The organism is Bordetella parapertussis (genome assembly GCF_020735925.1).
GTDB classification, from domain to species: domain Bacteria; phylum Pseudomonadota; class Gammaproteobacteria; order Burkholderiales; family Burkholderiaceae_B; genus Bordetella; species Bordetella pertussis.
On the sequence record NZ_CP085971.1, the window covers coordinates 2222123 to 2236191 of the forward strand.

The following is a 14069-nucleotide window of genomic DNA, read 5'->3' on the forward strand; positions in this document are numbered from 1 at the left end:
TCATGGATTTCGTCCTGTCGGAGTTGTGCGATCAGGTGATGACGGCGCGCCGGTCACAAGCCTCTGTTCATCGTCGGTGGCGGCACCAAAGGGTTTTACGGCAATCATCGTGCCGTGACGCCGCAGGATGGCCACTGCCTGCTGGACATGACCCCTTATCGCGGCATCGTCAGCTACCAGCCTTCGGAACTGGTGGTGACGGCGCGCGCGGGTACGCCGCTGGCCGAGCTCGAGGCGGCGCTGGCCGAGCACGGCCAGATGCTGGCTTTCGAGCCGCCGCATTTCGGGCCTGGCGCGACGCTGGGCGGTTGCGTGGCCGCCGGCCTGTCCGGGCCGCGCCGCATGGCCGCCGGCGCCGTGCGCGATTTCGTGCTGGGCGCGCGCCTGCTGGATTCGCAGGGCCATATCCTGGCGTTTGGCGGGGAAGTCATGAAGAACGTGGCCGGCTATGACGTCTCGCGGCTGCAGGCCGGCGCGCAAGGGATTTTCGGCGCCTTGCTGGAAGTCTCGCTGAAAGTCGTGCCCCGGCCGGCCGTGGTGGAGTCGTTGCGGTTGCCCGCCACGCAGGACGAGGCTCTGCGCTGGTTCGGACAATGGCGCGGGCGGCCGCTGCCGATCTCGGCCAGTTGCTGGACGGCCGATGGCGCGGCCGACGGCGGGGGCGCGGTGGTGCTGCGGCTGGCCGGCGCGCCGCCGGCGGTGCAGGCGGCCCGCGAAGTCCTGGGCGGAGAACTGCTGGATGCGGCGCAGGCCCACGACTGGTGGGAGTCCTTGCGCGAGCAGAGCCATGTCTTCTTCGATCGCGGCATGCCCCTGTGGCGGCTGGCGGTGCCGCCCACCGCGCCCGCGCTGGCGCTGGGCCCCACCCTGATCGAATGGGGCGGCGGACAGCGCTGGCTCAGCGGCCACTACGATGCGCAGGCGGTGCGCGCGGCGGCCGCCCAGGCGGGTGGGCATGCCACGCTGTTTCGTGCCGCCGGCCGCGCGGCGCCGGCCGACGGCGTGTTCCATCCCCTTTCGGACGGCGTGGCGGCCATCACGCGCCGCCTCAAGCAGGAGCTGGATCCGGCCGGCCTGTTCAACCCCGGGCGTCTGGTGCCCGAACTCTAGGGCCTGCAAATACTGGAAGATACCCTGGCGCCATGCAAACAAATCTTGCTTCTTGGGCACGCGATACCGATTTCGGCGAGGAGGCCGATGCCATCCTGCGCCGTTGCGTGCATTGCGGTTTCTGTACCGCTACGTGTCCGACCTACCAGGTGCTGGGCGACGAGCTGGACAGTCCGCGCGGCCGCATCTACCTGATCAAGCAGCTGCTCGAAGGCAGCGAGCCGACCCAGGCCACCCAGCAGCACCTGGACCGCTGCCTGACCTGCCGCAATTGCGAAACGACCTGTCCATCGGGGGTGGAGTATGGGCGGCTGGTCGATATCGGCCGCCAACTGGTCCACGAGCGCGTACCGCGCCGGCTGGGCGACAGGCTGCGCCGCGAAGCGCTGCGCAGAGGCATGAATTCGGCCTGGTTCGGCCCGGCCATGCGGCTGGGCCAGATGGTGCGCGCCATGCTGCCGCAGGCGTTGCGGCGCAAGGTGCCGGCGGCGCGGCCGCCCGGCCTGTTGCCCGATCCGTCGCGCCATGAGCGCCAGGTGCTGATGCTGACCGGCTGCGTGCAGCCGTCCATGATGCCCACCATCGACGCCGCCACCCTGCGCGTGCTCGACGCCATTGGCATCGGCGCGCGCCTGGCGCCGGGCGCGGGCTGTTGCGGCGCCGTCAACTTCCACCTGGATGCGCAAGGCGAGGCCTTGGCGCAGATGCGCGCCAACGTCGACGCCTGGTGGCCCTGGGTCGAGCGCGGCGAGATCGAGGCCATCGTCATGAACGCCTCGGGTTGCGGCGCCATGGTGAAGGAGTATGCGCACCATTTGCGCCGAGACCCGGACTACGCCGAGCGCGCCGCCAGGATCGTGGCGCTGGTCAAGGATGTCGCCGAAGTGGTGGCGCCGCACGCGGCGGCGCTGCGCGAGCGGCTGGCGCCGGGTCCGCGCGCGGCCTTCCATCCGCCCTGCACGCTGCAGCATTGGCAAGGCCTGCGGCCGCTGGCCGAGCGTCTGCTGGTCGAGCTGGGGTTCGAGCTGGCGCCGTTCGGCGAGTCGCATCTGTGTTGCGGCTCGGCTGGCGCCTATTCCGTCCTGAATCCGGACATCGCGCTCACCCTGCGCGACCGCAAGCTGGGCGAGATCGCCGCCGCGGCGCCGACCGTCATCATGTCGTCCAACATCGGTTGCATCGGCCACCTGCAAAGCGGCACGGATACGCCCGTCAGGCATTGGATCGAAGTGGTCGACCAGCGCCTGGCCACTCAGGGCTGAGCGGCCAGCTCGGCGGCCGCCTGCGCCGAGGCGGGCAGCATGGCGCCATGCGACAGCCCGGGAAACTCGCGCAGCGTGACCGACAGGCCTGGCTTGGCGGCCAGGATCGCGGCCAGCCGGGTGGTCGCGCCCGCCGTGGCCAAGGGCGCCGCGCCGGGGCGGCGCAGCATTTCGGCGCCGCCGGCCATCAGGTGCAGGGTTGGCGCGCCGTGGCTGAAATCCCCCGCGTCGGACGCGCGCCGCATCATGTAAGGCGCATGCCACCACAAGGATGGACTGGCCGCGACATAGCGCTGGAAAGTTTGCGGACGGGCCAGTAGCGTGTGCAGGACGAACAGGCCGCCGTACGAGTGGCCGTAGAGGGTCTGGCGGCCGGTATCGACGCGCGTCGTGCCCGCCACCCAGGGCTTGACGCGCGTTTCGATGAATTCCAGCCAGGCCTCGGCTCCGCCATTGCGCCGTTGCGGGCTGCGCGGGTCCGGCGTGCCATGGACGCCGGTACCGGGCAGGGCAGGGGTGTAGTCCCAGGCGCGTGCCTGGCCATCGATGCGGCCCGGGCTGTCGTAGCCTATGCCCACCAGCACGGCCTGCCGGGCCAGGTCGGCGCGGTTGGCCTGTGCCAGCGCCTGCAGGGCGGCGTCGCCGTCGAGCATATAGATGACCGGCCAGCCGGCGGCCGGCGGCTGGCCCGCCGGCACGGCCACGGTGAGGCGCACGTTGCGCAAGCCCCCGCCGCGCGCCAGCACGGTCTGCTGGACCAGCCCCAGCACGCCCAGGCGCGCCCGCGCGCGCTCGGGCGGTTCGCTCGGCACGGCCGCCGGCTGGGCCCGCGATGCGGCCGGCAGCAGGGCGGCGGCCAGCAGCCAGGGGGCGGCGCGACGCGGCAGGAGAGCCGTCGCCATGGTCAGAACGACACCGTCGCCGTGGCGTAATAGGCGCGCCCCGGTTCGTTGTAGGTGGCCGCGCCCGCGCTGCTGGCATTGCCTTCGCGGTACAGCTGCTTGTCGAACAGGTTGCTCACGCCGACGCGGAACTTCAGGTTCCGGTTGACTTCGTAGCCCATGCTCAGGCCCGCCAGGGCATACGGACTGATGGTCTGGCGGCCGTCGCCGTTCAGTTCGACGCCGGTGCGTACATTGGTGGACGGGCCTTCCTGCTTGCCGTAATAGGTGAGATTGGCCTGGAACGACAGCTGCGGCGTGTAGAACCAGTCCAGCGTGCTGTTGATGGTGTATTCGGGAATCACGCTCAAGGGTTCGCCGGTAGCCTTTTCCTTGGACTGGATCATGTAGGTGAAGTTGGTGTTCCAGTCGAGATTGCTGGCCAGCGGAATGAACAGGTTGCCTTCCAGCCCTTCGACCACGGCCTTGCCGCTGTTGGTCCATTGCAGCACCCGGGCGCCATTGGCCAGGCGGTACTGGACGTCGGTGCCGGCGACGATCTTGTTGCGGTAGTCGTTGCGGAAATAGGCCATGCTGGTGCGCCACGTGCCCGGGTCGTACTCGAAGCCGATTTCCTTGTTGACGCTGGTTTCCGGCGAGAGGTCCTCGTTGCCGACCAGATAGCAGCCGTTGGTGTTGGCCTGCGAGGCCAGGCAGCCATTGCCGCGGCTGTACAGCAGGTAGTTGGGGTTGGATTGGTAGAGGTTGGGCGCCTTGTAGGCGCGCGCGATGCCACCCTTGAGCTTGAGCGCGTCGGTGACGGCGTACGAGGCGTTCAGGCTGGGACTCCAGTTGCTGCCGAATTCGCTGTTGTGGTCCAGGCGCACGCCGGGCGTGAGCATGGTGCGCTCGTCGATCTCGATGTTGTCCTCGGCGAACAGCGCAGAGCTGGTCTGGCGCGATTTCGGGTCGCGGTCGGCCGGGGCCGTGCCGCCGATGGCGCCGCCGGTATAGGTCTGGCGCGTGCCGGCGGGGTCTTCCAGCGATTCGCGCAGCCATTCCACGCCGACCGTGGCGACCTGCTCGAAACCGAGATGGAACGGCACGCTGGCCTCGGCCGCGGCGCGCCAGTTCTTCAGGCGCGCGGTGTCGTAGCCGCCCGCGGTGGGCGCGCCCTCGGGGCCGCCGGCCAGGCCTTCGCGCTGGCGCGCGTTGCGCGTGTAGTCATAGCCGACGCTGGCGCGCGAGGTGCCCCAGTCGTAGACGCCGCGGTGCGTCAGCGCATAGTTCTCGCGGTACATCGCATTGGTTTCCTTGCCGTACAGGCTGTCCGAGAAGTCGCTGTTGGCGTTGTTCATGGTGTCGCCGGCGAACAGGTTGCCCTGCCGGCTGAAGCCCATGTCCAGGTCCACGGTGTTGCGGCTGTCGGCTTTCCACGAGAACAGCGCGCTCAGGTCCTGGTTGATGACGCCCTCGCGTCCGGCGGTCGAGGGGTTGCCGTTGTCGCTGGTGTTCGCGTGGCCGGCGTTGATGTCGCGGGCATCCGGATTGGTCTTGTTGTAGTTGCCGTACAGCCGCATGCTCAGCGTGTCGCTGATCGGCGCGCTGATGCGCGCATTGACGCGGTTGGTGTTGCCCTCGCGGCTGTCTTCCGGCTGGTTCGTGTAGTAGGTGATGGAGCCGGTGGCGCGATCGGCGGGGCGCTTGGTGATGATGTTGACCACGCCGCCCATCGCCCCGGAACCGTAGCGGGCGGCGGCCGGGCCGCGGATCACTTCGATGCGCTCGACTTCCTCGGCGGGCACCCAGTTGGTGTCGCCGCGCGTGTCCCGGTCGCCGTTCCAGCCATAGCGCACCGCATTGCGCGAGGTGACGGGCTTGCCGTCGATCAGGATGAGGGTGTTCTCGGGGCCCATGCCGCGGATGTCGACCTGGCGGCTGTTGCCCCGCGCGCCGCTGGCGCTGTTGCCGGTCAGGTTGACGCCGGGTTCGCGGCGGATCAGGTCGGACAGGTCATTGGTGGGCGGGCGGCGGGCGATCTCCTCGGCGGTGATGACCGAGACGCCCAGCGACTCCTTGATTTCCTCTTCGGCCGTGCCCAGCACCTGCACCGTCGCCATCTGCTGCACCTGCGACGGATCGTGGATCTGGGTGGCCGTCTGCGCCATGGCCAGGCCGGATGCGGCCAGCAGGACTGACGCGCTGGCGTAATGCAGCGCGAATCGGGGGGTGGACATGCGGCTTCTCCGTGTGCGTGCGCGGGCCCGTCCGCATGGCGGCCAGCCATGTATCGGGCCTGTTTGCGATTGGGAATGATTTCTAATAAGATTTGGCGTTCATGATTCTGTCAGAGAAGATCCCGGCAAAGGTTTCGGCACGCGCCATAAGCCTTTGCACTATCGCCATTCATTCATGACCCAGACTCCTCCACGCGCACCGCGCGGCGGCGCCGGCGCCGGCGCCGCCCTGGTGGCGGGCCAGACGCTGATCGATCTGTCGCGCCACAGCGCCGCGCGCTACTACCTGTCGGTGCCCGGCAAGGAGCGGCCGGTTTTCCAGGGCGTGTTCGATACCAGCGAGGTGGCGCCCGGCGTGGTGGTGCACCGGGTCGATATCCGCGATCTGCAGGGCGCCGCCGTGCGCGCCGAACTCAAGCCCGGCCTGCGCCTGGCGCTGACCATAGGCGGGAGCGCCGACGTCTCCATCGGCCATTGCCGCCTGCCGCGCGGCCCGCAGGGCGGCGACGGGGTGCAGGGCGCCCTGGTGGCGGTCGCCGCGCCGGCGACGTTCGCGCGCCAGTCGCGCCGCGGCGACATCGAGCGCACGGTCAGCCTTGCATTCAGCCACGACTGGCTGGCGCGGCGCCTGGGCGCCGACGGCGCGGCATTGGCGGCGTTTGCCCAGCGCCATCTGGCCATGCATTGCTGGCCGGCATCGGCCCAGGCGATCACGCTGGCCGAGCAGATGCTGCGCCCGCCGGCGCTGGCGCCGGCGCTGTGGCGCCTATACCTGGAGTCGCGTGCGCTGGATCTGCTGGTCGAGGGCTTCGACGGCCTGGAGGCCGGGGCCGGCGCGGCGCCGCAGGCCGGGCGCGGCGGACTGGCCCGGCGCGATTTCCTGCGCATGGCGCGGATACGGGAACTGCTGGAAAGCGGCGAGGCCGATGCCTGGAGCCTGGAAGAAATCGCCCGCCATGCCTGCCTGAGCGTCAATACGCTGCAGCGTCATTTTCGCGCCGCATGGGGCATGACGGTGTTCGAGTGCCTGCGCGGCGCGCGCCTGACGCGTGCGCGGCTGGGGCTGGAGCGCGACGGCCTGAGCGTGGCCCAGGCCGCCTGCCTGGCCGGCTATACCAGTGCGGCCAATTTCGCCACGGCCTTCCGGCGCGCCTTTGGCGTGACGCCAGGGCAATTGCGCGCGCGCGGTTAGGCGGGCCCCGGCGCGGCGCCATGCGCCGCACCGGCCCCGTGCCTTATTCCACGGCCTTGACCATGTCTTCCAGCACCTTCTTGGCGTCGCCGAACACCATCATCGTGCGGTCCATGTAGAACAGCTCGTTGTCCAGGCCGGCGTAACCCGCGGCCATCGAACGCTTGTTGACGATGACGGTGCGGGCCTTGTAGGCCTCGAGGATGGGCATGCCGGCAATCGGCGAGGCAGGGTCGTTCTTGGCCGCCGGGTTGACCACGTCGTTGGCGCCGAGCACCAGCACGACGTCGGTCTGGCCGAATTCGCCGTTGATGTCGTCCATCTCGAACACCTGGTCGTAGGGCACCTCGGCCTCGGCCAGCAGCACGTTCATGTGGCCAGGCATGCGGCCGGCCACCGGATGGATGGCGTATTTCACCTGCACGCCTTTTTCGCCCAGCTTGGTGGCCAGTTCCTTGAGCGCGTGCTGGGCGCGCGCCACGGCCAGGCCGTAGCCCGGCACGATGACCACGCTTTCGGCGTTGGCCATCAGGAACGACGCGTCGTCGGCGCTGCCCGACTTCACGCTGCGCTGCTGGCCGTCACCGGCCGCGGCGGCCGTGCCCGCCTGGCCGCCGAACCCGCCCAGCAGCACGTTGAAGAACGAGCGGTTCATCGCCTTGCACATGATGTACGAGAGAATCGCGCCCGAAGAGCCCACCAGCGAGCCGGCGATGATCAGCATGGGGTTGTTCAGCGAGAACCCGATGCCGGCGGCCGCCCATCCCGAATAGCTGTTGAGCATCGATACCACGACGGGCATGTCGGCGCCGCCGATGGGGATGATGATCAACACGCCCAGCGCGAACGCCAGTACCGTCATGATGACGAAAGGCGGCCAGGCCTGGGTGGCCATGAACCACAGGCCGCAGCCCAGCATCAGCAAGGCCAGCGCCAGGTTGAGCAGGTGCTGGCCGGGAAACACGACCGGCGCTCCCTGGAACAACCGGAACTTGTACTTGCCCGACAGCTTGCCGAACGCAATGACCGACCCGGAGAAAGTGATGGCGCCCACGAAGGTGCCGATGAACAGCTCCAGGCGGTTGCCGGTGGGTATCAGCCCGCCGGCCGTGGCGATGCCGAAGGCATGCGGCTCGGCCACCACCGCGACCGCGATGGCCACGGCGGCCAGGCCGATCATGCTGTGCATGAAGGCCACCAGCTCGGGCATCTTGGTCATTTCGACGCGCTTGGCCATCAGGGTGCCGGCGCTGCCGCCGATCAGCAGGCCCAGCAGCACCCAGCCCAGGCCGGGGCCGGCGCCGTCGCGCGCCAGCGCGATGATGAGCGCCGCCGTGGTCAGGACCGCGATGGCCATGCCGACCATGCCGAAGGTATTGCCCAGCCTCGACGTGGTGGGGTGTGACAGGCCCTTGAGCGCCTGGATGAAGCAGACCGAGGCGATCAGGTAGAACAGCGTAACCAGGTTCAACGAAATCATTGCGCACCCTCCGCGCCGGGCTTGCGTTCCTTCTTCTTGAACATCTCCAGCATGCGCCGGGTGACCAGGAAGCCGCCAAATACATTGACCGCCGCCAGGGCGACGGCGACGACGCCCATGGTGCGCGCCAGTCCGCCCTCGGTGAGCGCGGCGGCCAGCATGGCGCCGACGATGATGATGGCCGAGATCGCGTTGGTGACCGCCATCAGCGGCGTATGCAGCGCGGGGGTGACATTCCAGACCACGTGGTAGCCGACATAGATGGCCAGCACGAAGATGATCAGATTGATCAGGGTAGGGCTGATGCTTTCCATCTTATGACCTCCGGGTAACCTGGCCGCCTTCGCACATCAGGCAGGCCGTGACGATTTCGTCATCGCGCCGTATGGCCAGCGCGCCTTCGGCATCGACGATGAGTTTGAGGAAATCCAGCAGGTTGCGCGCATACAGCGCCGATGCGTCGGTGGGCAACATTCCGGGCAGATTGGTCAGGCCGACCAGGGTAACGCCGTGGTGGTCGGCCACCAGGCCTTTTTGCGTCAGCGGGCAGTTGCCGCCGCGCTCGACCGCCAGGTCGACCACGACCGATCCGGGCTTCATGGCCTGCACGGTTTCGGCCGTCAGCAGCGTGGGCGCCGGGCGGCCGGGGATCAGCGCGGTGGTGATGACGATATCGGCCTGCTTGCAGCGCTGGGCGACCAGTTCGGCCTGCCGGGCCATCCATGCCGGGGGCATGGGACGGGCGTAGCCGCCGACACCCTGCGCGATTTCGCGCTCTTCATCGGTCTCGAACGGAACGTCGATGAACTTGGCGCCCAGCGACTCGATCTGCTCCTTGGCGGCCGGACGCACGTCCGAGGCCTCGACCACGGCGCCCAGGCGGCGCGCGGTGGCGATGGCCTGCAGGCCCGCCACCCCGGCGCCCAGCACGACCACGCGGGCCGCCTTCAGCGTGCCGGCGGCGGTCATCATCATGGGCAGCAGCCTGCCGTAGTAGTTGGCCGCCAGCAGTACCGCCTTGTAGCCGGCCAGGTTGGCCTGCGATGACAGCACGTCCAGGCTTTGCGCGCGGGTGATGCGCGGCGCCGCTTCCAGCGCGAAGGCGGTCAGCCCCGCGGCGGCCAGGCGTTGCAGGCCGTCGGCATCGAACGGATCGAGCATGCCGGCGAGCACCGCACCGCGTTTCATGTGCGGCAGTTCGTTGTCGGCCGGCGCGCGGACTTTCAGCACCAGCTCGCAACCCAGTGCGGTTTCGGCCGTGCCCAGCGTGGCGCCGGCCTCCTCATAGGCGCTGTCCGGGTAATGCGCGGCCACGCCTGCTCCGCGTTCGACGATCACGCTGTGTTTGCCGCCTATGTACTTCTTGACGGTCTCTGGCGTTGCCGCGACGCGGGTTTCCCCATCCCGGGTTTCTTTAGGTACCCCGATTTGCATTGACGCTTCTCCTCCGAAGGTTCGCCGTAGTTATACACGAATCCTCACAGGGCGCCGGTATCGGGGCAGCCGGTGGCGTCCTTGCGACGCGTTGATGGCAGGGGAAGAGGAAAAGCGCCACGCGCCGCGAGGCGTGCTCCCGCGCCGTCCAGCCGCGCGGCCGGCGAAAAAAAGCCCCGCTGGCGTGGTCGTCCAACGGGGCGGCTGCATGGCGGGCGCAAGCCCGCCATGCACGAGTGCGCAGACGTCCGGCGTCAGGCCGCCTGCGCGCGCGTCCAGTCAACCAGCGCGGCGGTCAGCTCGCGCAGGTGCGCCTTCAGGCGCGGATAGTTGTCGTTGGGCCGCAGCGAGACTTCGTCCATGTACAGCTTGCGGTTGATCTCGATCTGCAGGCTGTGGCGGCCATCGGCCGGGCGGCCGAAGGCGCGCACCAGTTCCACGCCCTTGTACGGGTCGTTGACCGATACGTCGTAGCCGCGCTCGCGCAGCCACGCGGCGACGAACTCGCGGAAGGCGGAGTCGCTGGTCGAGCCGTCGCGGTCGCCGAGCACGAAGTCGGGGTGCACCAGACCCGGCTGGTCGGTCGCGAAGGCGCCCGCCACGCTGGGCATCGAATGGCAATTGATGTGCCAGACCTTGCCAAAGCGGGCATGTGCCTGGTCCAGGACTGCGCCCAGGGCGCGATGATACGGCTTCCAGCAGGCCTCGATGCGATGGCGCACCTCGTCGACCGACAGCTTGCGGTCGTACAGCGGCGTGCCGTCGTCCAGCATGCGCCACACCAGGCCCTTGCCCAGTTTCACCTTGGGCGACTCGTTGATGGCCTCGGGCCACGGCTGCGCAAGCAGCAGCGGATCGATTTCATCGACGGCGCGGTTGGCGTCGATGTAGCTGCGCGGGAAGCTGGCGGCGATCAGCGGCACGCCCAGCCCGACCGCATCGCCCCACAGATCGTCGACCCAGGTGTCCTCCGCCGTGCGCAGCGCGCCGGCCGACACCGACGGCGCGAAATCCGGCGGGTAGGCCGCGCCGCTGTGCGGGGAATCCAGCACCAGGGGAGCGGACGATTGCGCGTGGGGATATTCGGTCGGCAGGTCGAGTCGGTAGGACAGAGGCTGGGTAATAAACATATATGAGTGCAGGTGCTGGAATCGGCCCCCCGCCGCGCGGGCGGGGGGGTGAGCGCGCTTAGTCGATCTTCACGTTGGCTTCTTTGGCGATACGCTTGTTCTTGGCGATTTCCTCGGAAATCTGCTTGGCGTATTCGGCGGGCGTGTTGGCCACGGGCGCGGCACCCAGGCCTTCCAGGCGCTTCTTGACGTCGTCCTCTGCGCTGACCTTCACGACAGCGGCGTACAGCTTGTCGATGACAGGCTGCGGCACCTTGGCCGGCGCGACCAGGCCGAACCACGACGAGTCGTTGACGGGTTGCAGGCCGGCCTCGGCGAAGGTCGGCACGTTGGGCAGGGCCGCGACGCGCTGCGGCGCGGCCACGGCCAGCGGCACCAGGGCGCCCGACTGCACGTGCGGCAGCGACGACGGCAGGTTGTCATACAGCACGTCGACCTGGCCGGCCAGGGTGTCGTTCAGCGCCGGGCCCACGCCGCGGTAGGGCACGTGCATCAGGTCGGTGCCCGAGGCCATCTTGAACATTTCGCCCATCATGTGCGAGACCGAACCGTTGCCGGCCGACGCATAGGTCAGCTTGCCGGGCTGGCTCTTGGCCAGCTTGATGAAGTCTTCGATGTTCTTGGCCGGCACCTTGGGGTTGACCACCATGATGTTGGGCACGGCCGCCAGATTGGAGATCGGCGTGAAATCCTTCTCGGCGTCGAACGGCAGGTTGGTGTAGATGGCCGGGTTGATGCCGTGCGTGCTCACCGTCGCGATGCCCAGCACGTAGCCGTCGGGGACGCTGCTGGCCACGAAGGCGCTGCCGATCGAGCCGCCGGCGCCGCCGCGGTTTTCCACCACGACGGTCTGGCCCAGTTCCTTGCTCAGCTTGTCGGCGAACAGGCGGCCCACGATGTCGGTGGTGCCGCCGGGCGGGAAGGGAACGATCAGGCGGATCGGCTTGTTGGGATAGGCGTCTTGGGCGTGCGCGACGCCGGCGGCCAGCGGGGCGGCCAGGATCGCGGCGAGGGACAGGCCCAGGATGACATTACGACGTTGCATGGTTTCCCCTGTAGGAAGATGTTTAGATCAGTGCGCGAACTTTGTGGTTCTTGGCGCAGACTGCGTCATTCTGTAAGGGGTATCTGGTTTGCGCAAACGAAAGATTCTCCGTAAGCTATTCCTTTTACTCATGGCTGGTTTGTCATAAAACCTGAATCGGCCCCTTTTTTCATGCGCCGTTTTTGCCCGTCCCTGACCGATCTGCAGGCTTTTGAAGTCGCCGCAAGGCACAACAGTTTCACTCGCGCCGCACAGGAATTGTGCGTGACCCAGGGCGCCGTGAGCAAACAGGTGAAACATCTTGAGGAGTTTGTCGGCGTCGAACTATTCCTGCGGATCAGGCAAGGCCTGGTGCTGACCGAGGCCGGCCGCAGTTATCTGAAGAAGATCCGCGCCGGCCTGGGGCAGATCGAAGCGGCCACGCTGGAGCTGATTGCCCACCAGGGGCGCGGCGGCACGCTGCACCTGACCGCGATGCTCACCTTCGGGGCCCGCTGGCTGATCCCTCGCCTGGCGGCGTTTCGCCGCCTGCGGCCGGACATTCATGTCGAATTCCTGCCGCATCGCCAGGGCTACGATTTTTCCACGCCGGAACTGGATGCGGCGGTGCGCTTTGGCGAAGGCATCTGGCCCGGCAGCGGCGCCGACTACATCGTGGGGCGCGACGTCGTGCCCGTGTGCAGCGAGCGCCTGGTGCCCGGCGGCTGCCAGGACGCGGCCGACCTGCTGGCGTATCCCTTGCTGCACCACACCTCGGCGATGGAGGGGTGGCGCGAATGGTTCGAGCAAGCCGGCTGCGATACGCGGCGCAGCCTGGAAGGCGCGCGCTTCGACCAATATTCGCTGCTGTCGCAGGCCGCCGCAGCCGGTTTCGGCGTGGCGCTGATACCGCGCTGCCTGATCGAGGACGAGCTGCGCGACGGCAAGCTGCACGTGCCGATCCAGCTGCCGATCCGCGCCCGCCAGGGGTACTACCTGTGCTATCCGGAGCAGAAGGCCAGCTCGCCGACCTTGCAGGCGTTCCGGGGTTGGCTGATGGAGGTATCGAGCGAGGCCGAGCCGCGGCCGGACCAGTTGGCCGCGGCCGTCTAAAATAGCCGCATCATGCCATCCAATCCTACCCGCAAAGGCCGCGTTGTCGTCGGCATGTCGGGCGGCGTCGACTCATCGGTGACCGCCTGGCTGCTCAAGCAGCAGGGCTATGAGGTCGTCGGCCTGTTCATGAAGAACTGGGAAGACGACGACGATTCCGAATACTGCTCGACGCGCCAGGACCTGCTGGACGCGGCTAGCGTCGCCGACCTGGTCGGCGTCGAGTTCGAATACGTCAATTTTGCCGCCGAATACAAGGACCGGGTGTTCGCCGAGTTCCTGCGCGAGTACTCGGCCGGCCGCACGCCCAATCCCGACGTGCTGTGCAACGCCGAGATCAAGTTCAAGGCCTTCCTGGACCACGCCATGGCGCTGGGCGCCGAGCATATCGCCACCGGGCACTATGCCCGGGTGCGCACCGTCGAGACGCCGGCCGGGCCGCGCCACCAGTTGCTCAAGGCCCTGGACGACACCAAGGACCAGAGCTATTTCCTGCATCGCCTCAACCAGGCGCAGCTGGCGCGCACCCTGTTTCCGCTGGGTGAACTGCGCAAGACCGAGGTGCGGCGCATCGCCCACGAGATCGGGCTGCACAACGCGGCCAAGAAGGACTCGACCGGCATCTGCTTCATCGGCGAGCGGCCGTTCCGCGAGTTCCTCAATCGCTACCTGCCGAGCGAACCCGGGCCCATCCTGACGCCCGAGGGCCAGCGGGTCGGCACCCACCATGGGTTGTCGTTCTATACGCTGGGCCAGCGCAAGGGACTGGGCGTGGGCGGGGTCAAGGGGCGCCAGCGCGACGACGGCACGGCCGAGGCCTGGTACGCGGCGCGCAAGGACCTGGCGCGCAACGTGCTGTACGTCGTGCAGGGGCACGACCATCCATGGCTGCTGTCGGCGCAGCTGCAGGCGCAGGACGCGAGCTGGATCGCCGGTGAGCCGCCCGCGGCCGGCGCCTACGGCGCCAAGACGCGCTATCGCCAGGTCGATGCGGCATGCCGGCTGGACCAGGCGGGCGGCGAGCGCTTCGCGCTGGCATTCGAGCAGGCCCAATGGGCGGTCACGCCGGGGCAGTCGGCCGTGCTGTACGACGGCGAGGTCTGCCTCGGGGGCGGCATCATCATCTGAACATACGGGCCGGCGCGCCAGGGGAGGCGCGCCGGTCTCGCGGTGGCCGCGGCCGCGGCCGCCACAGCGGTTTCATAA

At 68.4% G+C, this 14069-nt stretch carries 11 protein-coding genes and 1 pseudogene; 5 read left to right on the forward strand and 7 right to left on the reverse strand.

Annotation, left to right across the window (positions count from 1 at the left end; all coding sequences use genetic code 11):
- Positions 1 to 2: 2 nt before the first annotated feature.
- Both glcE and glcF read left to right on the forward strand, forming a co-directional pair.
- A pseudogene (glcE, locus tag LK409_RS10545) lies at positions 3 to 1110 on the forward strand (glycolate oxidase subunit GlcE).
- A gap of 32 nt (positions 1111 to 1142) precedes the next feature.
- Positions 1143 to 2372: a glycolate oxidase subunit GlcF gene (gene glcF, locus LK409_RS10550; protein ID WP_003813047.1), complete on the forward strand. Its 1230-nt coding sequence runs from the start codon at positions 1143 to 1145 to the stop codon at positions 2370 to 2372.
- On the opposite strand, the gene LK409_RS10555 is transcribed toward glcF, so the two are convergent.
- Both LK409_RS10555 and LK409_RS10560 read right to left on the reverse strand, forming a co-directional pair.
- Positions 2363 to 3274, reverse strand: coding sequence for an alpha/beta hydrolase (locus LK409_RS10555; RefSeq protein ID WP_010928573.1), 912 nt, complete (start codon positions 3272 to 3274; stop codon positions 2363 to 2365). The two genes, glcF and LK409_RS10555, sit on opposite strands and share 10 nt — an antisense overlap.
- A gap of 2 nt (positions 3275 to 3276) precedes the next feature.
- Positions 3277 to 5490, reverse strand: a complete 2214-nt coding sequence (locus LK409_RS10560; protein ID WP_010928574.1) for a TonB-dependent siderophore receptor — start codon at positions 5488 to 5490, stop codon at positions 3277 to 3279.
- Between the two features lie 175 nt (positions 5491 to 5665).
- On the opposite strand from LK409_RS10560, the gene LK409_RS10565 reads away from it, so the two are divergent.
- Positions 5666 to 6682 (forward strand): helix-turn-helix transcriptional regulator, encoded by a 1017-nt coding sequence (locus LK409_RS10565; RefSeq protein ID WP_041937408.1) that lies wholly within the window; start codon positions 5666 to 5668, stop codon positions 6680 to 6682.
- Positions 6683 to 6725: 43 nt separating this feature from the next.
- Here LK409_RS10565 and LK409_RS10570 read toward each other — a convergent pair whose 3' ends face one another.
- The 5 genes from LK409_RS10570 to LK409_RS10590 all read right to left on the reverse strand — a co-directional run bounded on the left by LK409_RS10570 (position 6726) and on the right by LK409_RS10590 (position 11771).
- On the reverse strand, positions 6726 to 8162 hold the full coding sequence (locus tag LK409_RS10570; protein WP_003813039.1) for an NAD(P)(+) transhydrogenase (Re/Si-specific) subunit beta: 1437 nt from the start codon (positions 8160 to 8162) through the stop codon (positions 6726 to 6728).
- Positions 8159 to 8476: an NAD(P) transhydrogenase subunit alpha gene (locus LK409_RS10575; RefSeq protein ID WP_003813037.1), complete on the reverse strand. Its 318-nt coding sequence runs from the start codon at positions 8474 to 8476 to the stop codon at positions 8159 to 8161. Before LK409_RS10575 ends, LK409_RS10570 begins: the two co-directional genes overlap by 4 nt.
- Before the next feature lies 1 nt (position 8477).
- Positions 8478 to 9596, reverse strand: a complete 1119-nt coding sequence (locus tag LK409_RS10580) for a Re/Si-specific NAD(P)(+) transhydrogenase subunit alpha (RefSeq protein WP_003813035.1) — start codon at positions 9594 to 9596, stop codon at positions 8478 to 8480.
- 254 nt (positions 9597 to 9850) lie between these two features.
- Positions 9851 to 10726, reverse strand: coding sequence for an N-formylglutamate amidohydrolase (locus LK409_RS10585; protein ID WP_010928576.1), 876 nt, complete (start codon positions 10724 to 10726; stop codon positions 9851 to 9853).
- A gap of 58 nt (positions 10727 to 10784) precedes the next feature.
- Positions 10785 to 11771, reverse strand: coding sequence for a Bug family tripartite tricarboxylate transporter substrate binding protein (locus tag LK409_RS10590; protein WP_003813030.1), 987 nt, complete (start codon positions 11769 to 11771; stop codon positions 10785 to 10787).
- A gap of 171 nt (positions 11772 to 11942) precedes the next feature.
- Between LK409_RS10590 and LK409_RS10595 the strand changes: the two genes are divergently transcribed.
- Positions 11943 to 12863, forward strand: coding sequence for a LysR substrate-binding domain-containing protein (locus LK409_RS10595; protein WP_010928577.1), 921 nt, complete (start codon positions 11943 to 11945; stop codon positions 12861 to 12863).
- 12 nt (positions 12864 to 12875) lie between these two features.
- The gene (mnmA, locus tag LK409_RS10600; RefSeq protein ID WP_010928578.1) at positions 12876 to 13991 is read left to right on the forward strand and encodes a tRNA 2-thiouridine(34) synthase MnmA; all 1116 of its coding nucleotides are present in this window, start codon (positions 12876 to 12878) and stop codon (positions 13989 to 13991) included.
- Positions 13992 to 14069: the final 78 nt, after the last annotated feature.